This is a genomic window from Stenotrophomonas africana, assembly GCF_013004645.1.
Taxonomy (GTDB): domain Bacteria; phylum Pseudomonadota; class Gammaproteobacteria; order Xanthomonadales; family Xanthomonadaceae; genus Stenotrophomonas; species Stenotrophomonas africana.
The window spans coordinates 100,425-119,153 of sequence record NZ_JABEME010000003.1 but is presented as its reverse complement, the minus strand read 5'-3'; the positions used below and the strand labels follow the sequence as shown (position 1 = coordinate 119,153).

The window sequence follows — 18,729 nt, the reverse complement described above, 5'->3', positions numbered from 1 at the left end:
CCTCCGTGCAGACACGATAGCGACCATGCTGCAAGCAGGGAGTTGCGGTTCGCAGAGGCGACGCAGTCGCGTTGCCCACGCAACGCTCACCCGGTCTTGACCCTGGTCATGTCCCTGCCAAGCGCGTGAGCGCTATCTGCACGGCTACGCCACCGCCATTTCACCCGCGAGGGCGTATCAGAGAGGCCTCCCAGCTGAAGCTGCAAGGATCTCTTTCATGTCCGATCCGTTCCCGCGCGCCAGCTTATGGTCAGCTGACACCGAATCGCACAGCTTCCGTTCCCTTGCCGGCACGACGCGCGCGGACGTGCTGGTGGTGGGCGCAGGCATGACCGGGCTGCTGACAGCGGCCCGCTTGGCAGATAGCGGCCTGGATGTGCTGGTGGTCGATGCGGGGCCCATCGGCGGGCGTAATACGGTGATGTCCACGGGCAACCTTTACGCGCCCGTTTCCCGGCTGGCAGATCTGATCTCGCGTTGGGGCGGTGACACGGCCGGCCGTATCGTGCAGTGGCGGCAGCAGGCACTACGATCCATCGAAACACTGGTTCATCGCTACGATCTTCGCTGCGGCTTCCAACGCGTGGCCATGCAGTACGGAATGCAGGAGCGCACGCGCGAGGTCACAGCGCGATTCGAGCGTGAGCTTCAAGCCTATCAGCGCGTCGGCCTGCAGTGCGAACATCAGCAATCCGGGCTACCGTTCGCATTGGGCCACGCCTTCCGTGTTCCCGATCAGGCGCAGTTGGATCCTGCGGCCTTCTGCCGGGAGCTGGCGCGACATCTGGTGGGCCGGGTGCGCATCCACGACTGGACCCAGATCAACAGCATCGAGGCATCAGCAGGGATTGCGACAGCCCTTGGCGGCCGCATCCATGCCAGGCACTTCGTGCTGGCCACCCACTCGCCAGCAGGTTTCAATCTGGTGCAGGCCGAGATGGAGGTGTACCGCGAGTACGGCGTGGCGGTACCGGTTGCCAATTCACCAGCGGCAGGTATTCATTGGATCGCCGATCGGCACCGCTCGTTGCGCGGGGTGCACGGCACTGATGGCCGCGACTGGCTGGTGCTGGTCGGCGAGACGCATCGCACAGGCGAAACGCCGGCGATGGATCCAGCCCAGCATCTGGTCGCCGATGCACATCGCAACTTCACCGTGCAGGGCGAGCCGCTGTGCTGGTCGGCGCAGCAGTTCCGTGCAGCCGACCAGTTGCCCTACATCGGCAGCAGCGCGCACGACAATGTGTGGGTCGCCACCGGCTACGGTCCCGATGGCTTGACCTGGGCAGGCGTGGCCGCTCGTGCGATCACCGACGGAATCATGGGCACGGCCAGCGAGATCGAGCAGTTGCTCAGCCCCATGCGCTTCACCCCGGTGCGCTCGGCGGCCGGCTGGGCCCGTACCAATGCCACCGTTGCGCGGCATATGGTGGGAGATCGCCTTGGTGCTGCGCCATCGCACTCACCCGGCAAGCTGGCCCGTGGCTGCGGAGCACTGCTGCACGTGGATGGAAAGCGAACCGCAGTCTACCGCGACGAGCACGGCCAGCTGCACGCGATGTCCGCGCTTTGTCCGCACCTCAAGTGCGTTGTCCAATGGAATGGCCATGAGCGCACCTGGGACTGCCCATGCCACGGCAGCCGCTTCTCCGCCACCGGGGCGCTGCTGGAAGGCCCCGCCAAGCAGGGCCTCGCAACAGAACCGATGCAGGCGGAGCAGCCGTTGGAGCAGTGAACCTCATGCTTCGGCGGCCGCGTTCGCATCGCAGGGCATGCAGCGCTCCTTTTTCGACTTGATGTCTGCAGCGGTCTTCGCCAGTGCCTCGTAGCGCTGGCGTATCTCTTCAAGATGGGTAGGCTCCATCGCCTCCAGGTTCAACAGCTCCTGGTTGGCATCCTTGCTGACCCGGATCAGTTCATCCAGTTTGATGTGCAGCGCGGCCGTATCGGCGTTCTGCGTATGCTGGATCAGGAACACCATCAGGAACGTCACGATGGTCGTTCCCGTGTTCACCACAAGCTGCCAGGTGTCATTGAAGTGGAAGGCCGGCCCGCTGGCGGCCCAGGTGATGATCACACCGAGCGCCGCAACGAATGCGCCCAGGCTGCCGGACAGTCGCGCCGTTGCGGCCGCGACGCGGGCAAAGCCGCGCCGGATCATTGCTCACCTCCTGCGGCCTCCTCATCCGTTCGGCGGTCTGGCAGTTTGATCCGCTCCCCAAGGCGCTTGGCCTGCTCTTCCGGCGTTGGCGCAGCGACGAAGGGCGAGATCGGGTCACTGGCAGGGAAGGTTTCCTGCAGCGCTTCGTCATGATTGCGATGGTTATGCAGCTTAGCCTGCAGAGGAGTGACAGGATCGGTGTGCTGCGCTTCCGCATCCGGGTGGGGGAGGTCTTTCTGATCGCGTTGCATGGTGAATCTCCAGGTTGATCACCACCCCTCAGGTGGCGGACCCAGCATAGGTGTGCCTTGCGAGCGGGCCCATCAAGGGCAGGGCAACGTGGCGTCAAACCTTCAGGCAACACCCGTTAACAATCAACAGGGCGGGGGAGCTTGGCGACGACCGTGGCGCCGCCAGGCCATCACCTGGCCCACCACGGCCGTCAACAGCAGCATCGCATTGGTAACCACGAAGACGGTGCTGCCCAGCATTGCGCTGTAAACCGTAAAGAGCGCGGACGCGGTCATCTGACCCACGAACAGCCACTTCGATACCGCTTCCGGGTTCGGCGCCTGCCATTGCTTCACCATCTGCCGGATCAAGGTGGCCATCAGTACCGCCGTGGCGGCCCAGCCAAGTACATCAGGGTGCATGACGGCCTCCGGTCGTGTAGACGCCTCACGCTAGCCCGTGGTCGCGAAACGGCGTACGAAGGAAAAGTGAAGGCAGCATTCCGCCTAAGGTGCCCGCACACCATTCACTCCGCAGCAGCGAGAATGGGCTACCGGTCGTGCCACGCGCGACCCGCCCACCGAATCCAGGAATGCCGAGATGTCCAACACCCCCTTTGGTGAGTCGTCATGCGCAGCCGCAGCCGGCGGCTGCATCGAGATCCGCGGCGCACGCGAGCACAACCTGAAGAATGTCGACGTCTCCATTCCACGCAATGCGCTGGTGGTGTTTTCCGGCGTCTCGGGTTCGGGAAAGTCCTCGCTGGCTTTCGGTACCGTCTTCGCCGAGGCGCAGCGGCGCTACTTCGAGTCCGTTGCGCCCTATGCACGCCGCCTGATCGACCAGGCCGGCGTACCCGACGTCGATGCCATCGACGGGCTGCCACCAGCGGTGGCCCTGCAGCAGCAGCGCGGTGCCAGCAACGCGCGCTCAACGGTGGGCAGCGTGACCACGCTGTCCAGCCTGGTGCGCATGATGTACTCCCGCGCAGGCGCCTATCCGGCCAACCAGCCCATGCTGTATGCCGAGGACTTTTCGCCCAATACGCCACAGGGCGCCTGTAGTACCTGCCACGGCCTGGGGCATGTCTACGAGGTGACCGAAGCGCTGATGGTTCCGGACCCGTCGCTGAGCATCCGCGAGCGCGCCATCGCCTCCTGGCCACCGGCTTGGCATGGCCAGAACCTGCGCGACATCCTGGTCACGCTGGGCTACGACATCGACGTGCCGTGGAAGAAGCTGCCAAAGAAGGACCGGGACTGGATCCTGTTCACCGAGGAAGCGCCCAGCGTGCCGGTCTATGCCGGTTTTACCCCCGCCGAAACCCGTGCCGCGCTGAAGCGCAAGCAGGAGCCCAGCTACATGGGTACGTACACCGGCGCGCGCCGCTATGTGCTGCACACCTTTGCCAACACCCAGAGCGCATTGATGCGCAAGCGCGTTTCGCGATACATGGAAGGGCGGTTGTGCCCGGCGTGCCACGGAAAGCGCCTGAAGCCGGAGGCACTCTCGGTCCGCTTTGCCGGCGTGGATATCGGCGAGTTCATGCGGCTGCCACTGGATCAACTGGCGGAGCTTCTGGAGCCCATCGCGCAAGGCGACTTCGGCGCACACAGCAAGGGCGCACGTACCAGCAGGAATGCAACACCGCGCGATCGCGCCCGGCGGGCCGCAAGTGGCCGTGCGACCCACGAAGGCGCCCCCGACGTTCGGCTGACCTCGGCCCTGTCAGAAGAAAAGCGCCTCGCAGCGCAGCGACTGGCGGGTGGGGTCATGGCGCGGGTACGGCAGCTGCGCGGGCTGGGCCTGGGGTATCTCTCGCTGGATCGCGCCACGCCCACGCTGTCGGCAGGCGAACTGCAGCGCCTGCGGCTGGCCACCCAGCTCAGCTCGTTGCTGTTTGGCGTGCTGTACGTGCTCGACGAGCCCTCGGCCGGCCTGCACCCGGCTGACAGCCAGTCGCTGTACGACGCACTGGAACGGCTGCGCGATGGTGGCAACTCGGTGTTCGTGGTCGAACACGATCTGGAGCTGATGCGCCGCGCGCAGTGGCTGGTGGATGTGGGACCGCAGGCGGGTGAGCACGGCGGGCGGATTCTCTATAGTGGTGAGCCCGACGGGCTGCGCCAGATTCAGGATTCGCGCACGGCCCGGCACCTGTTCGACCAGGTGCCTGCGCCTGCCAGCCGGCAGCGCAGTGCCAGCAGCTGGCTGGAACTGGAGGGCATCCATCGCCACAACCTGCAGGGCGTGGACGCGCAGGTGCCGCTGGGGTTGCTGACGGCCGTGACCGGCATTTCGGGGTCGGGCAAGTCCAGCCTGATGGCGCAGGCACTGCCCGAGCTGGTGCTGCTGCACTTGGGGCATGAGCCCGTGGACGACAGCACCGACAGCGCGCCAACCGACGGACCCACCGTGATCGAAGCCACGCGCGGCCAGCTGGCCGGCGATGTGGACGCCATTCAACGCGTGGTGCAGGTGGACCAAAAGCCCATCGGCCGCACGCCACGCTCCAACCTGGCGACCTATACCGGCCTGTTCGATCACGTGCGCAAGCTGTTTGCCGCAACGTCCGATGCGCGCCGCCGCCGTTTCGACGCGGGCCGCTTCTCGTTCAATGTGGCCAAGGGCCGGTGCGAGACCTGCGAAGGCGAGGGTTTTGTCAGCGTCGAACTGCTGTTCATGCCCAGCGTCTATGCGCCATGCCCCACCTGTCACGGTGCGCGCTACAACGAGGCCACGCTGAAGGTGCTGTGGAACGGCCGCAACATCGCCGATGTCCTGCAGATGACGGTCGACCAGGCGCAGGCGTTCTTCGCCGAAGAAGAGGCCGTTGCCCGAACGCTGCAGTTGTTGCAGGAGATCGGCCTGGGCTACCTGCGGCTGGGCCAGCCGGCCACGGAACTGTCAGGCGGTGAGGCGCAACGCATCAAGCTGGCGACCGAGCTGCAGCGCAGCCAGCGTGGGCGCACGCTGTATGTGTTGGATGAACCGACTACCGGCCTGCATGCGTCGGACGCAGACCGGCTGCTGGTGCAGTTGCAGCGGCTGGTGGACGCGGGAAACACCGTGGTGATGATCGAGCACGATATGCGTTCTGTCGCACAGGCGGACTGGGTGATTGATGTCGGGCCCGGCGCGGGCGGGGCAGGTGGCACCATCGTGGCGAAGGGCACGCCGCAGCAGGTGGCGCGCGCCAAGGGCAGCAGGACAGCGCCGTTCCTTGCGAAGGAGCTTGGGCAGGGCCGGTAAAGCCATTGCGAGTCTATGGGCAATCAGGACATCCACTGCAGTGCAGGTTGTACTCAACTGGTTCGGCAGTGATTCCTGATGCGTCCTTCAGCGTGACCCGCTCCCTCCAGGTCAGAGGCGGCGGTGGGATGACCGGGGGCGGGTAGAGCACGATGGGATAGAAGCAGGTCCATGTGTAGTTGAGCGGGGAAGGCATCTTGTCCGGCAACATTTCCGTTGCCGGTTCGCAGGGCCCGCTCGGGCACACGGGGCGCTCCAGTGTCAACTCTATTGGGAACTTGGGAACTCCCTTGTACGCAACCGGAACGGAAAATGGCCTGAAATAATTCTCTGTGCGATCTGCGATGCCGGTAATTTTGAAGGCCTCCGTCAATACGGAAACGCCAAGCACTGAAACCCGCTCGATGGGCATGTAGAACAGGTCATTCTCAAATCCCGTGTCTTCACCACCCCGGCCGTGAATGACGCCGACGGCCGCATTGTGCGAAAAGACCGGGCCGCCGCTGTCACCTTCGACGCTGAGAGGGCTTGGGGACAGGTTGCGCGCACGAATGTACCTGCCTATGGCTCCATTATGATTGGACCTTGAGTTCATATCCTCAATGGTCCCGCATGCGTAGTGACCGTGAATGCCACTCTTGCAGATCACATCCCCCACATGCATCGAACTGGACGGGAGTGTGCTGGTTATTTCGAGCGTCTGCGACGGACCATTGATCAGGGTGATTTCATTCTTCTGCGCCTGGCGTGGGCCTCTGGACGGCTCCTTATGCCACTGGACATCGTAGTCGCCCTCGTTCTGCTCGCTCTGGAAAACGAGAGGCGCGGCAATGCCCTGATAGGTCAGCGCATTGTCACAGTGACCGGCCGTGACGACACCAAGCTCGCGATCTGCGTCGAAGACGTTGAAGCCAGTGGTGCAGTTGAAGGCAGTGCCGGTCAGCTTATGGCCGCCGGAGATCGCGGTAGTTACCGTAAAGCCTTTCACCTGCTTGATCGCCACGAAATCAACAGCGCCCAGCAGTGGCCGGAGTGCGCGCCTGGCGGCCGCCTCATCCTTCACGTAGAAGGTCACAATGGACTGCTTGATATCGACACCGGACTCGAACCCAACATTCTTTACCAGAAGCTGGGCCTCCGCCTCCGCCTGGGTCGCCAAGAGCATTTCGAGCGATTGAGCGGAAGTGCGACCGGTAAAAACAGGATCCTGCGTGTACTTTGCCAAGGTCTCTCTCGGCTTCTTCGTGAACAGCACTACGATCTTGAATTCTGGCCTATGCTCAACGTACATGCCGCCAAACGTGTCCGGCTCAGAGGTCTGAATCCTGGCTTCCAGCGCTGCCGCAGAGATCGATTTCATCGACCTGTATTTCGCTTCGGCCTCAGATACATTGAAGGTTCGCGAATAGGTGTATGCCGTGGGGTTGCCAGTTATCGGCTGGCCGTGCAGGGAGAATGTGAACGCACCGAGGGCGGACACTGCCAGGGCGCGCACGGATTTCGTGCGCAGATGGATCATGGCTGCTCCTTTGCCTGACGCATCAAGTGAATCGTCATGAGTGGGCCCGTGCAGCCCGCCGGGATGCTCGCAGCCAGACTCGAACGGAGCAGTTCGCCGCCATGCCCCCCTCCGAATGATGCAGCGATCCCGAATTCCACCATCCCGCCAGATCGTACGTCCTGCACCCCTATGGGTGCGCCTCCTTTCATGGCCAGCGTGTAGCCATGTGGCCATGCTGCAAGATATGCCGTGCCACCTGGGTCCACGAAGTAGACACAACCATTGATTGGTTTCAGCACCCCCTTGAGCAGTCCAGTTGCAAGGACCCCACTTTGGGCAGGCGAGAGCGTGACAAGTACCAGTGATCGGGCATCCTTGGCGCTTGCCGACGGGGTCGCGGATGCGCCGCAGGTGGTTATCAGAAAGAGTAGAGCCGCAAGCTTTGCTGAAGAGCTGCCAGAGACCATGCACATCCCCCACCTCCATGTCACAACCGATTGTTGGCCCGCCTGGAATTCAATCGCATTATCAGCAATTAGGTTGCAGTGGACTTGAAGGTATTGACTTTCCCCGCCATTAACCGTGACCACTTTCACGAACGCGCACTTTCAGATTGCCCCGCAATCCCTGTAACGCATGTTTATCATGCGAAGCAGGGGGCGGGGGATTGCCAGCAGCAGCCGAGGTTCTTCTATTGCCATTTTCAAGTCCTTGCAGCCGGATCTTGATGAAATCCCGCACCCGCTGAATCCGCGCAAGGCCGAGTCTGGCCGGGAAGGGGCACGCACCAGGGTAGAGACACTCTGGTATGGGACTGGCTCCGGCGCAGTGCCGGAGCCCCTGTTGCTCACTTTTCCTGCAGGAACGTCAGCAGGTCCTGGTTGACCTTGTCCTTGTGGGTATCGGTCAGGCCGTGCGGCGCGCCCGGGTAGACAATCAGCCTGGCGCCCTTGATGAGCTTTGCCGATTGGCGGCCGGAGATATCGATCGGCACGATCTGATCGTCATCACCGTGGATCACCAGGGTAGGCACATCGAACTTCTTCAGGTCGGCGCGGAAGTCGGTGGCCGAGAACGCGGCGATCGAATCGTAGGTGTTCTTGTGGCCGCCCTGCATGCCTTGCGCCCACCACGCATCGATCAGCGCCTGCGACACCTTCGCACCCGGGCGGTTGAAGCCATAGAACGGGCCGGACGGGATGTCCTTGTAAAGCTGGGCGCGGTTATCCAACTGCGCCTTGCGGATGCCATCGAACACTTCGATCGGCAGCCCGTTCGGGTTGTCGGCGGTCTTCAGCATGAACGGCGGCACCGAGCTGATCAGCACGGCCTTCTTCACCCGCCCGGTGCCATGCCGGCCGATGTAGCGCGCCACCTCGCCGCCGCCGGTGGAGAAGCCCACCAGGGTGACATCGTGCAGGTCCAGCGTATTGATCACCGTGGCCAGGTCATCGGCGTAGTGATCCATGTCGTTGCCCTCCCACGGCTGGCTGGAACGGCCGTGGCCGCGGCGGTCATGTGCGATCACGCGGTAGCCATGATTGGCCAGGAAGAGCATCTGCGATTCCCAGCTGTCCGAGTTCAACGGCCAGCCGTGGCTGAAGGTCACGACCGGGCCGTCCTTCGGGCCCCAGTCCTTGTAGTACAGCTGCACGCCATCGGCGGTGGTGATGTAGCTGGCGGTGCGCGCGATGGCGGTGACCGCCACCGGCTTGGCCGGTTCGGCGGCCTGCGCGGACAGGCCGGCCTGGACCGAGAGGGCGAGGGCGGCAGCGGCCAGTGAGCGGGCGAAGGTATTCATGCGGGAACTCTCATGGGTGGGTGGTGAGACGTACTTTGCGCCTGGAATCAGGCGTTCGGGTGATGAACTGTCCGGATTTCTTGATAGATCGTCTTGCACGGATGTGCGCGTACGAATCGCCCGCCGTCGCCTGTTGACGCGGGAGAATGATCGTTCTACCTTGTAGCCATGAGCAAGACCACCACCGATACCCAACAGAAGATCCTGGCCACGGCCGAGGCGCTGATCTACCAGAACGGGATCCACGCCACCGGCATGGACCTGTTGGTGAAGACCTCCGGCGTGGCGCGGAAGAGCATCTATCGCCATTTCGAGAACAAGGACGACGTGGCCGCTGCTGCGCTGAGGGCCCGCGATGTGCGTTGGCTGGCCTGGTTCCGGCAGGAGTGCGAGAAGGCGGACACTCCGGAAGCACGCATCCTCGGCCTGTTCACCGTGCTCAAGGATTGGTTCCAGTCCGAGGGCTATCGCGGGTGTGCGTTCATCAATACCGCGGGCGAGGTCGGCGACCCTGCCGATCCGGTCCGGCAGATCGCGCGTGATCACAAACAGAAGCTGCTCGATTACACGCTGGAACTTACCGAGCAACTGGATGTGGAGCAGCCGGCGGACCTGGCCCGTCAGCTGCTGATCCTGATGGAAGGCGCCATCACCCTGTCGCGCGTGATGGGTGATTACGGCGCCGCAGACACCGCGAAGGATGTCGCGAAGCTGTTGTTGGAACAGGCCAGGCGTTAGCGCCTGGGTACGCCAGATCCTTTGAAGCACTTCATGTATCCATCTCGATTGGAGGTCTCCCCGTGTCCGCAGAACAACCCCGTCCGCCGCTTCCTCCGTTCACCCTTGAATCGGCGACGCAGAAGGTGCGCCTTGCCGAGGATGGCTGGAACACCCGCGATGCCGACAAGGTGTCGCTTGCCTATTCGCTCGACACCCAGTGGCGTAACCGCGCCGAGTTCACCAACGGCCGGGAAGAAGCCCGCCAGTTTCTGGCACGCAAATGGAACAAGGAGCTTGAGTACCGCCTGATCAAGGAGCTCTGGGCCTTTACCGAAAACCGCATTGCTGTCCGCTACGCGTACGAATGGCACGACGACTCCGGCAACTGGTTCCGTTCCTATGGCAACGAGAACTGGGAGTTCGGAGAGGATGGCCTGATGCAGCGCCGCTTCTCGTGCATCAACGACCTGCCGATCAAGGAAAGCGACCGCAAGTTCCATTGGCCACTGGGGCGTCGCCCGGATGATCACCCGGGGTTGTCTGAGCTGGGTATGTGATTCCCCGCTGACGCGCCACCCGAAGCGCGCTCGGGTACGATGGGGCGGCCGGCATCCGCGTCGGCGGGCAGGGGGCGCAATGGACATGCAGGCAGGAGGCGGATTCGATCCGCCGGCAAAGACCGATTCGCAGGAACTGACGTTCCACTGGCTCTACCAGCGGGTGCAGGTGCTGGTTGAGCACAGCATCTACCCGAAGGCGGGCAGGGTGGAGACGTGGGCGTTTCGTGTTGCCATAGCGGCCGCAGTCATCGGCATTCTCTGCAGCCAACTTCCGGACCGGTGGCTGCCGCTGACCATGACGCTGTTGGTGGTCAGGATATGCCTGGCAGTGGAGATTGGTGGGTTCGTTATAGGCGTGCTCATTGGAGCCCACCGAGGAATCCGCCAATTCACTCAACCCCGGCTGTCACACTCGAAAGAAATGGATTTCGAGTTTTCCCGTTGGTACGCCGTGGTCACCGAACTGCGCAGTTTCCCCAGGATCGAGCGCGAGCGCCGCCTCAAGTATGTCAGCCACCTGCGCAACAGCATGATCGAGCGTATGGGCTTGATGTACGGCGGGTTGCAGCGCCTTGGACCGTTCCCGCTGCTGATTGCGCTATTCCTGCAGTTCCGCAAATGGAGATGGGGCGACTGGGCAGGAGCCTTCGATGTAGGCATGGCAGGCGCATTCCTGATCTACATGCTTGTGCTGCTCTACCTTGCGGGCTGGATGCTGATCAGCCTACGCACCCGGCTGGACACCTACGTTGCCTTGTTGGAGGGCTCGATCCACGAACCCGAACCCTCCCAGCCAACGCCTTTGTAGAGTCGAGGCATGCTCGACTACTGCGCGCCACACCGCGCCCCATCAGTCACCTCGCCAGCAACAGCCTGCAGCACCCGATCCATCAAAACAGGCTCCGGCACACCCGCCAACACTTGTTCCAGATAGTCCAACGGTTCCATCTGCCATTGAAGAAGTGCCCGGAACCGCACAACGTCGGGCGCCCGCTGCCGGGCGTCCAGTGAAACCTGCAGGAGCAGATAGTGCGAGCGCCTCTCCAGCCACAACACCGGAACGCCCCTGCAGTAGATCTGTAAAACGGCGCCTCCGCGCTTCTCAACGAACTCAAAGCCCTGCCGTGGCCGCGCTTCCACAAACTGCCTTGCCTGTCGGCGGAGCAGTGAAAAGCGATCGTCGGGGATGCTCTGGAACGCGAACTGCTCAGGCACCGGCGGCACCGGCCACTGAATCTGCGCCGCAACCACCGCTGCGAGGCAAAGCACCGTGGCGGCCCAGCGGCGCCGCGCCACTCAGCCCTCCGGATGCAGCCGCGTACTTGCGTGTGCGGTGAGGCCGAGTCCGGCCATGATCAGACCCTCCATCACCCGCGGGCCAACGTATTGCTCCAGCTCGCCGTTCTCGCGGGCGCGCTCCGCGGCCAGCAGAATCTCCAGCACCACGCGAAGGCCAGCCAGCGAGCAGTCGGTATCCGCCAGGGCGATGCGTCGACCGGGCATCTGATGGCGTTCCGGCCACGGCTGACCATCGGAAGCGGCGCCGGAGCCGATGCTGTGCAGCAGGGCGATGAGGGTGTTCGGATCCAGGTCGGGGCCGTTTGCGGGCGCGTCATTGATCGGGTGCGGGGCAGGGGAGTGGGGCTTGGTCATGGCTGGGCTCCTTGCGTGCATGCAGAAGCCGCCACCGATAAAGGTGGCGGACGGTGCGGGGCTCGAAATCCGGTGTGCAATCTTCCCGGCGGGCACAAGGCCCCCACGCACCGCCCGCCATAGCCGGCCGACGGATTGCCAGCCGGCACCACCGAGCGTGGTGCCGGCTGGCAAGCGCATACTTCTCTTGCACAACCGAGGATTTCGAGGCCTCGGCCACCCGTTTTCGGTGGCATGAACAGGAATACGCCTGGCTGTGCGCGATGCCAACGCAGTAGGGCTGATGCCGACACCACTTTCAACGTTTTCAGAATCGTTGCATGCGGCGCAATGAAGCTGGAGCCTTGCGCCGCAAGGCTATCGGCGATGTCGATGGTGCAGTCCTGCGCGCTGTCGGCATCCGCCCGGCGAGGCCGTGAGCGAGGCGGATGCGACAGGATTGCCAAAGGCTGCCAGGCGTCAGTAGCCCTTCAACGCGACCTTGGTCCGCTCCAACCATGCGGCATTGTGGCTGCGCGCGTGGCGCGACCAGTGCTGCGCATCGTCGATGATGCTGGCGAACAGGCTGCGGGCTTGCTCATGATCGTCGGGCTGCGGCTGCGCCATCAACCATTCGGCGTACAGGCAGCGAGCGGCCGCATCGTTTCCGCATTCCACGGCTCGCTCGAACGCGGCACGGGTGCCGGGCGCTCGGTCAGCCGCCAGTGCCTGCGCGTAAAGCAGGGTTTGTTCCGGCTTGCGGCGCACATCCGGATGGCGGGCGAACATGCCGTCCAGCATCTCCACCGCAAGCGCGGGCTGCCCGGACTCGAGGCGCGCACGTGCCAGGCCGGTCAGGATGTAGGGATCGTCGCCCAGTGGCGAGCTGGCGGCCTGCTCAAGCAGGGTTCTGGCTTCCTCGGCCTGGCCGGCATCCAGCAACGTCCTGCCCAGGCGAACCCGATTCTGCACGGTGGGCGTGCGCGCCAGTTCGGTACGGGCATTGCGAAGGTCCTGGCCCGGGTCCATGAGCTGCCTGGCGGAGCGGACGACCTGCCGGGCACCGCGCGAGTGACGGACTTCCGGAAAGTAGATCGCCAGGAAGTAGACGACGCTGCCGAGCAGCGGGAACGAGAAGAGCAGGATGAGCCAGTAGAGGCTCTGGCCTGAGCGGATGGCGTGCACCGCGAAGTAGATGGCTGCCAGTACGTGGAGTCCGATTCCGATATAGGGCATGCGCGCCGCCTCGTCCTTGTGAGGGGTGGAACTATAGTGGGGGAGGGGTGGGGCGCCAATGGGTGGGCGATTGGGCGTGACGCGTCACGTTAATTGGATTGCAATCTGCCATGTCACGAGGCAGAACGCTGAATGTGTTGGGGCTGTCTTGATGGAAGGGGATACATGGATATCTATCAGCTACGGGGCGCGCATATTGGGCCCCAGACGATCCTAGAGATCAGCCAAGATCGCCACGTTGCCTTGGCAAACGCACGGCATTGCCTCATTGACGCGGGATCCTTTGAGCGGCGCTACGAGCTACTTATGGGCAACTTCCTGGCGTTCGAGGAGTTTTGCGCCGTAGCACATCTGCGAAGTGAGCTACGCAAGGACTGGAGCTATGAGACTGGCGATGCCCTTCTAATGGAGGCCAATCGACACGTCATCAATCTATTTACCAGTGGCAAGACGTACATGGACCAAGTGGCACGTGACTTCAAATCATTCGGTGAAGAAGGCGAATTTGCCCGGCAAGCCAAGCATCTAGCAGCTGCCGCCTATGACAACTGCCTTGCCTACCGCCTGACCTGCCAACTGCGTGATCGATCCCAGCATCGCGCTCTCCCCGTGGACGGGCAAGAGGGCGGGAGGGGCGAGCACGGGCTGTATGCATCTAAGGACAGGATCGTGGCTGACCGAGGGAAGTTCAAAAAGTCCATCCTCGATGAAACTCCAGACAGGATCTATCTCAGAAGAATCCTGCGCGAGTACATGCGGGAGGTGAATGGAATTCACCTTTCGCTGCGCTCGCTGGTCAATGACCATGTTGAATCTAGTCGTCAGACTGTTGAGGCGGCTATCGCCGACTACGGACAGGCGCAGCAGTTCAAGGGTCATGCATCGGCGACAGGCATAGGCCTCGAATCATGCCATTACCATGACCACTCGGTAGTGGAGGCAGTTCCCCTCCTGCTGAACTGGGATGATCTGCGATTAGCACTGGCGAGGAAGAACAGCTTCAAGCTCAGATTCGATGATTAGTGAACTAATGCGGCGCTTACGCCGATGTAGAGCCAGGGTGACGCAGGCTCCTTCTGCCGGGCTGGTCGCCCCCCTCCCCGCGCGAAACTGCACGTCATGCAGATCAGGGGCGCTAAAGGTTGGTTCGTGTCGTTCGGGGTCCATACGTACCCCCCCCCCCAAGGCGTCCTTAGCGCATTCTAGTCTGTTCGAACCAGCGCGGGGAGCGGACCGCCGTTTATCATGCGAACAACTTGAGCGGGCAGGGGAAAGGACGGATGTCGATTCTTGACTACAGCAAGGAGATTGCTTCGATACTGGTTGGACTTTTCGGCTTGATTGGAAAGCTTGCGGCGAAGCCTAAGACTTCGATGGGGTGGGGACCAAGGGCTTCGATAAGTCACATCCTGCCGCCCTTCACAGATGCAGACGGAAATGTGACGGATCAAAGGCCGCATCTAACAGTTGGATCATTCTTCATCAGCAATACGGGCAAGGTGCCCCTGAGCGAAATCGAGATCGTTCTGAACTATTCTCCCCAGTCACTTAATCTCTGGCCGCCGCGACCGTTCTCCATCACTGAAATTGCACATGGCCGAATTGCGATATCTCTCCCCACGCTATCCCCGAAGGACGAGCTATGGTTTGAGATGGTCGCCGTGAACAATACCCTGCCGAATGTCCTTTCCGTCAGGAGTAAGGAAACCGTAGCCCGGCCAATCACGGTCGACTTGTTGCCTGTTGCACCACGGTGGCAGATTCGTGCCATCCAAATCCTGTCACTCTTCGGCCTCGTAGCTGCTGTGTACGCGACACTTTGGCTCTTGAGCGGCCTGCTAACAGACAATTGGGCATGGCTCAACGGCGGCTGCAGAGGGGCGTAGGGGCGGCGCCCCTACGAAAGCGCCTCACACGCACCGGTGAGGTCTCGGCCCCTGGTGTCTCGGCGTCAGGGCCAGCCATCGCCACCGCCGACCGCTGTTTGCGCCGACTCACCACATCCCGCAGATTGACGACAGTGGCCGGATGATTGCGAATGCCGGCGTCGCGATTGCGTGCATTTCTAGAACTGTCGATCGGCGGCGCCGAACGCGCAACTTCCTAAGGGCTAGTCTGGTCACCTCTTCGCCCGGCACAAATTCACAATTCCCAGCCAAACCCTACGGCGCACCCAGTCTACTGCGAGTCGGATTAGCCGAAAGGGGGGGAGGGGGAGGCGGGAGGGGGCTATACCCGTGCTGGGGCAGCAAGCACTTCATGGATAGGGTCACGAGAGACCGTGACTCGCGACCCATGCTCGAACCAGGGGCCAACTACCCCGGGGCTGCTGATTAGGTGCATACCTTGCTGTCGCCTAAGAGTCGTCATCAACGCTACCGGCACTGGCACCGAGCTAGAGATCAGAAGAATGCGTTAAAAAAGAACTCTTTAAGGCGCGAGTCCAGATGCGGCCTCAGGGAGATCTGACGCCGGACGGATCGGTGCAGTCGTTGATCGCCAGCTCAAGTATCAGGTCGATACAGCCGATATCGACCCGGCAGCAAAACCACACGCCGCCACGCCGCCGATCGATGTCAGAGCTCGAAGAGCGCCCAAGCCTCGGCCGACCGACAATTCAACCACCCCCATCTATGTACATAACACAGCGAACCGTTGACATGCTCCTGCTTCTGGCACCAATAGCCCTAGGCTTCCTCAGCACGTTTCTCGTGCGCCGACGCTATGGAGAGCTCGCTTGGGAGCCCGTTTTGGACCAGCGAGTGAACTGCTATAAATGGCTCGTCATCACCATCCTGGTTATTGCGTACATTGCGGCAGACAGGGCGTATAGCGCCTCGATGCCGGCGGGTTGCGATGGATTTGTGTGCACACAATTCTACCCGTCGAATGGGTATCGCATCTCCGTAAATGAGAAGCACCTATTCCTGTTTCTCACCACAGCGGGCGCAGGATACTTCTACGGACGGCTTTCGAAGTACTTCACGCCGATTCAAACCGGCACGCCCGGGTACTTGTTGAAAGTGGCCGCACATGGCAAGGGCGAGCACTCGCCACACCTAGAAATCTCTTGGCGCGTTCGCCGGCAACAGCTGAAGGCAGATCCTGATGTTCGACGAAAACTGGAGCTGGAGGGATTTCGCATTTGGATGCGATGCCTAGGCTCGTGGGTAAGCACTCTGGAGACTGGATCTACAGTGGAGTTTATCAGTCCCATACTGATTGGCAGGGATCCTTCAACACTAGCCAGATGGATTTCTCGAAGAAGATCCATTCACAGCGTAACTCCCATTACAGTAAGGGGCGGCTGGTGCGAGGGGTTTCTGTACAACATCAAGGTGAACCAGCGGATCTCATTTCGGCCCGTCGTACTCGAGGGAATTCGATTCAAGGTCGCTTAGTCGCAATCTCATCGAGCCAATAACCAAACTGGCACTCATTCACTGAGAGATCCAGAATGAACTAACATCAAGGGCAGGGGCTTCGGCACATCACATGAACCTCGTTCCTGACCAGCCATCCATTCAAGGAGGAGATGAAACATGGCACAGTACAAGTACGAAAAGTACCTGAATCAGAGCAACAATACGGCCTACGACAGCCTGCATAAGCCCGGCGAAAACTGCCCCAACTCGGGAATATATCGCTGCGAATCGTGCGGAGATGAGATTGCCTCAAACAAGGGAAACTCATTCCCTCCGCAGAATCATCACCAACATCCACTTGGCAACGGCGGCATTTAATGGAGACTCATTGTATTCGCCCAGCAGCTGAAGAACTGATGCCTGCCGAGTCTCAAGCCCTCGGGCATTGACGTACGGCGCTTCGCCACTACAGCCACTGAGAAGACGCCCGGCCCCTCCGATCAACCAAGAGGAGCCGGCGCGTGCACCAGTGTGCAGGTCGTTGAAATCTGAAGCACCCAAGGCGCCAAGAATCGCCAGATTTCGCGCTCATTGAACCAGAGAGCCGTTGAAGATGTGTCCTGAATCCACAGATCGCCCTTGGCCACTCAGGCATCAAAGTCTCGAGACGCTCAGACTTGGAGCGCCTTGTGCTCAAGAGGTGCTCAGGGAGGCGCTCAAGCAACCTGGCAGAATCTAGGCCTCCGCGTCTCCTTATCGGCTGGAATTTCAACCATGCGCCTTCCTAAGAGTGGAATTGTCTGCAGCGATTCACATCGCGCCCAGAATTTCTGCCTCCAAAGGTCAAATTCCAGGGTTGGGAGGGCGGAAAAGTCTGCGATGTCGATCAGCCATTGCCACGCGGACCCAACAAAGGCCCAGATTCGGCGGATACGTGATTTCGCATAATGTATACAGCGTGAGCGCTCTCAAATCCTGAGACGGCAGCTTGCGCCTTGTGGGGCAGGGCGAAGCCAACAGCCAGACACAAGGCCATTGCGGTGGCGGCGAGCTTGCGCCAGACCGCCTTTTCTTCCCGGCTGATAGCTCGCGCCTCGCCGATTACGCCTAGTACGCGGGCAAGCGGCACGCCCGTTAGGCCTGCCAGAGTTGCGCAAACCACGGCATCTGGGTGCGAAACGCCCTTTCGATAGTTGCTAATCGCAGACGGCCGCACGCCGAGGCGGGGCGCTAAGTCCTTGTCGTAGCTAACGCCACACGCCTCTTTCGCCTGGTCGAGCAGGGAATTGACGTCCATTTGATCCAAGGCCCTTGATTTTTGGAATTCAAGGGTATTGAATCACAGCCGCGATCCAAGGGCCTTGGATTGCGCCCGCCATCGGCACCCCAAGGCCGCTGGCGGGCTCCCTTGGGGGTTTGGGGCAGGGGTGATGTATCAATGGAGCACACCGATGTGACTACTTCCCGGCGCGCCAGTTCAGTCGCCAAGCAGCGCTCGATCTTCCTCCTCGATGCGCGCCCTCAGGCGCTCAATGAGGTCTCGAGCTGGAGCAGCATCCTTCTGAAGCTCATCCGGGATTCCAGTCAGCTCATTTGCCAGTCGATCCAGAAGGTCCTCGAACTCCCTTGCCAACACAATCAAATCAAACCCTCTCGAATCACCTTCGCTTTTGGATTCCTCAATGATGAGCGAAAGCAAGCTCCTGCACCGATCAGCGTAGTACGTGGCTGCGCCAAGTCGCTTGAGCCCATCGATTCCAATCGGCACCGAGATATTCCTGTCCCAAGTTATGTCAGAGAGGGCATCCTTCATCGGCGCGAGATAGAACGCTTCAAACCCGTACGGAAGTCGCCTTTCGTGCTGCCCAATCTCTATCGCGCGAGCCAACATATCGCGGAAGCTTCGGACCCTGCCTGCTACGGAAGTGGCGGTGTAGGAAATAGCGGCGTACTGAGCAAGTACCGAGGAAAGCTCTGCCATTCTCGCTTCGCGCCGCTCATGGATCTTGATCCCCAGCTCTCTCGCCGAGTACATGATCGCCCCAACTCCAATCATCCAGGTGCCAGCAGCAGCCCACCAATCGGCATCGCTTCCAGCCTCGTAGCATTTGTTAGGAATAGTACTGCCGACATACAGATAGGCGGACAAGGAAATCCCGAAAAGGAACGTCAGCAACGATACGATCGTTGCGGTCCCGACCGACACCATCTCCCTGAGTTGGAGTGCCATGCCTTTCCCATCTCCATCCATGCAATTGGGGGGATTCTGG

Annotated in this window: 18 protein-coding genes; 8 read left to right on the top strand and 10 right to left on the bottom strand. The window is 61.5% G+C overall.

Annotation, left to right across the window (positions count from 1 at the left end; translation table 11 throughout):
* The first annotated feature begins 217 nt into the window (after positions 1 to 217).
* Positions 218 to 1,735, top strand: coding sequence for an FAD-dependent oxidoreductase (locus tag HLA98_RS07005; protein WP_057501750.1), 1,518 nt, complete (start codon positions 218 to 220; stop codon positions 1,733 to 1,735).
* Between the two features lie 3 nt (positions 1,736 to 1,738).
* Here HLA98_RS07005 and HLA98_RS07000 read toward each other — a convergent pair whose 3' ends face one another.
* The 3 genes from HLA98_RS07000 to HLA98_RS06990 form a co-directional block, all read right to left on the bottom strand.
* A complete protein-coding gene (locus tag HLA98_RS07000) occupies positions 1,739 to 2,161 on the bottom strand; it encodes a low affinity iron permease family protein (protein WP_057501751.1) in 423 nt (140 codons plus the stop codon).
* Complete coding sequence (locus HLA98_RS06995) at positions 2,158 to 2,412, bottom strand: hypothetical protein (protein ID WP_080392938.1); 255 nt, start codon at positions 2,410 to 2,412, stop codon at positions 2,158 to 2,160. The genes HLA98_RS07000 and HLA98_RS06995 overlap by 4 nt, the downstream gene beginning before the upstream one ends.
* Before the next feature lie 123 nt (positions 2,413 to 2,535).
* Positions 2,536 to 2,814, bottom strand: coding sequence for a hypothetical protein (locus tag HLA98_RS06990; protein ID WP_057501753.1), 279 nt, complete (start codon positions 2,812 to 2,814; stop codon positions 2,536 to 2,538).
* Between the two features lie 178 nt (positions 2,815 to 2,992).
* On the opposite strand from HLA98_RS06990, the gene HLA98_RS06985 reads away from it, so the two are divergent.
* Entirely contained in the window at positions 2,993 to 5,644 is a 2,652-nt protein-coding gene (locus tag HLA98_RS06985) for an excinuclease ABC subunit UvrA (RefSeq protein WP_057501754.1), read from the top strand.
* 13 nt (positions 5,645 to 5,657) lie between these two features.
* On the opposite strand, the gene HLA98_RS06980 is transcribed toward HLA98_RS06985, so the two are convergent.
* Complete coding sequence (locus HLA98_RS06980; RefSeq protein WP_057501755.1) at positions 5,658 to 7,163, bottom strand: S1 family peptidase; 1,506 nt, start codon at positions 7,161 to 7,163, stop codon at positions 5,658 to 5,660.
* Positions 7,164 to 7,992: 829 nt separating this feature from the next.
* Positions 7,993 to 8,946: an alpha/beta fold hydrolase gene (locus tag HLA98_RS06975; protein WP_057501756.1), complete on the bottom strand. Its 954-nt coding sequence runs from the start codon at positions 8,944 to 8,946 to the stop codon at positions 7,993 to 7,995.
* A 168-nt stretch (positions 8,947 to 9,114) separates the two neighbouring features.
* Between HLA98_RS06975 and HLA98_RS06970 the strand changes: the two genes are divergently transcribed.
* The 3 genes from HLA98_RS06970 (at position 9,115) to HLA98_RS06960 (ending at position 11,034) form a co-directional block, all read left to right on the top strand.
* Positions 9,115 to 9,684, top strand: a complete 570-nt coding sequence (locus HLA98_RS06970; RefSeq protein ID WP_057501757.1) for a TetR/AcrR family transcriptional regulator — start codon at positions 9,115 to 9,117, stop codon at positions 9,682 to 9,684.
* Between the two features lie 62 nt (positions 9,685 to 9,746).
* Entirely contained in the window at positions 9,747 to 10,223 is a 477-nt protein-coding gene (locus HLA98_RS06965; RefSeq protein WP_057501758.1) for a nuclear transport factor 2 family protein, read from the top strand.
* 79 nt (positions 10,224 to 10,302) lie between these two features.
* On the top strand, positions 10,303 to 11,034 hold the full coding sequence (locus tag HLA98_RS06960) for a hypothetical protein (RefSeq protein ID WP_057501759.1): 732 nt from the start codon (positions 10,303 to 10,305) through the stop codon (positions 11,032 to 11,034).
* 17 nt (positions 11,035 to 11,051) lie between these two features.
* Here the strand turns inward: HLA98_RS06960 and HLA98_RS21220 are convergent, their stop codons facing one another.
* The 3 genes from HLA98_RS21220 to HLA98_RS06945 all read right to left on the bottom strand — a co-directional run bounded on the left by HLA98_RS21220 (position 11,052) and on the right by HLA98_RS06945 (position 13,094).
* Positions 11,052 to 11,522 carry a hypothetical protein gene (locus HLA98_RS21220; RefSeq protein ID WP_057501760.1) on the bottom strand — a complete coding sequence of 157 codons (471 nt, stop codon included), beginning with the start codon at positions 11,520 to 11,522 and terminating at the stop codon, positions 11,052 to 11,054.
* Complete coding sequence (locus HLA98_RS06950) at positions 11,523 to 11,879, bottom strand: hypothetical protein (protein ID WP_049450664.1); 357 nt, start codon at positions 11,877 to 11,879, stop codon at positions 11,523 to 11,525.
* Positions 11,880 to 12,338: 459 nt separating this feature from the next.
* The gene (locus tag HLA98_RS06945; protein WP_129550522.1) at positions 12,339 to 13,094 is read right to left on the bottom strand and encodes a tetratricopeptide repeat protein; all 756 of its coding nucleotides are present in this window, start codon (positions 13,092 to 13,094) and stop codon (positions 12,339 to 12,341) included.
* Between the two features lie 165 nt (positions 13,095 to 13,259).
* Between HLA98_RS06945 and HLA98_RS06940 the strand changes: the two genes are divergently transcribed.
* The 3 genes from HLA98_RS06940 (at position 13,260) to HLA98_RS06930 (ending at position 16,495) form a co-directional block, all read left to right on the top strand.
* Positions 13,260 to 14,117, top strand: coding sequence for a hypothetical protein (locus tag HLA98_RS06940; protein WP_057499819.1), 858 nt, complete (start codon positions 13,260 to 13,262; stop codon positions 14,115 to 14,117).
* Between the two features lie 257 nt (positions 14,118 to 14,374).
* The gene (locus HLA98_RS06935; RefSeq protein WP_057499818.1) at positions 14,375 to 14,980 is read left to right on the top strand and encodes a hypothetical protein; all 606 of its coding nucleotides are present in this window, start codon (positions 14,375 to 14,377) and stop codon (positions 14,978 to 14,980) included.
* Between the two features lie 774 nt (positions 14,981 to 15,754).
* Complete coding sequence (locus HLA98_RS06930; RefSeq protein ID WP_129550523.1) at positions 15,755 to 16,495, top strand: hypothetical protein; 741 nt, start codon at positions 15,755 to 15,757, stop codon at positions 16,493 to 16,495.
* 850 nt (positions 16,496 to 17,345) lie between these two features.
* Here HLA98_RS06930 and HLA98_RS06925 read toward each other — a convergent pair.
* Positions 17,346 to 17,756, bottom strand: a complete 411-nt coding sequence (locus HLA98_RS06925) for a DUF3693 domain-containing protein (protein ID WP_057501163.1) — start codon at positions 17,754 to 17,756, stop codon at positions 17,346 to 17,348.
* 180 nt (positions 17,757 to 17,936) lie between these two features.
* Positions 17,937 to 18,689 (bottom strand): hypothetical protein, encoded by a 753-nt coding sequence (locus HLA98_RS06920; protein ID WP_057501162.1) that lies wholly within the window; start codon positions 18,687 to 18,689, stop codon positions 17,937 to 17,939.
* Positions 18,690 to 18,729: the final 40 nt, after the last annotated feature.

Excerpts from the sequence above, each read along its gene's own strand:
- HLA98_RS06990 (WP_057501753.1), bottom strand. The coding sequence starts at position 2,814 with ATGCACCCTGATGTACTTGGCTGGGCCGCCACGGCGGTACTGATGGCC.
- HLA98_RS06975 (WP_057501756.1), bottom strand. The coding sequence starts at position 8,946 with ATGAATACCTTCGCCCGCTCACTGGCCGCTGCCGCCCTCGCCCTCTCG.
- HLA98_RS07005 (WP_057501750.1), top strand. The coding sequence starts at position 218 with ATGTCCGATCCGTTCCCGCGCGCCAGCTTATGGTCAGCTGACACCGAA.
- HLA98_RS06985 (WP_057501754.1), top strand. The coding sequence starts at position 2,993 with ATGTCCAACACCCCCTTTGGTGAGTCGTCATGCGCAGCCGCAGCCGGC.
- HLA98_RS06970 (WP_057501757.1), top strand. The coding sequence starts at position 9,115 with ATGAGCAAGACCACCACCGATACCCAACAGAAGATCCTGGCCACGGCC.
- HLA98_RS06940 (WP_057499819.1), top strand. The coding sequence starts at position 13,260 with ATGGATATCTATCAGCTACGGGGCGCGCATATTGGGCCCCAGACGATC.
- HLA98_RS06925 (WP_057501163.1), bottom strand. The coding sequence starts at position 17,756 with ATGGACGTCAATTCCCTGCTCGACCAGGCGAAAGAGGCGTGTGGCGTT.
- HLA98_RS06935 (WP_057499818.1), top strand. The coding sequence starts at position 14,375 with ATGTCGATTCTTGACTACAGCAAGGAGATTGCTTCGATACTGGTTGGA.
- HLA98_RS06930 (WP_129550523.1), top strand. The coding sequence starts at position 15,755 with ATGCTCCTGCTTCTGGCACCAATAGCCCTAGGCTTCCTCAGCACGTTT.
- HLA98_RS06980 (WP_057501755.1), bottom strand. The coding sequence starts at position 7,163 with ATGATCCATCTGCGCACGAAATCCGTGCGCGCCCTGGCAGTGTCCGCC.
- HLA98_RS06920 (WP_057501162.1), bottom strand. The coding sequence starts at position 18,689 with ATGGCACTCCAACTCAGGGAGATGGTGTCGGTCGGGACCGCAACGATC.
- HLA98_RS06945 (WP_129550522.1), bottom strand. The coding sequence starts at position 13,094 with ATGCCCTATATCGGAATCGGACTCCACGTACTGGCAGCCATCTACTTC.
- HLA98_RS07000 (WP_057501751.1), bottom strand. The coding sequence starts at position 2,161 with ATGATCCGGCGCGGCTTTGCCCGCGTCGCGGCCGCAACGGCGCGACTG.
- HLA98_RS06960 (WP_057501759.1), top strand. The coding sequence starts at position 10,303 with ATGGACATGCAGGCAGGAGGCGGATTCGATCCGCCGGCAAAGACCGAT.
- HLA98_RS06950 (WP_049450664.1), bottom strand. The coding sequence starts at position 11,879 with ATGACCAAGCCCCACTCCCCTGCCCCGCACCCGATCAATGACGCGCCC.
- HLA98_RS06995 (WP_080392938.1), bottom strand. The coding sequence starts at position 2,412 with ATGCAACGCGATCAGAAAGACCTCCCCCACCCGGATGCGGAAGCGCAG.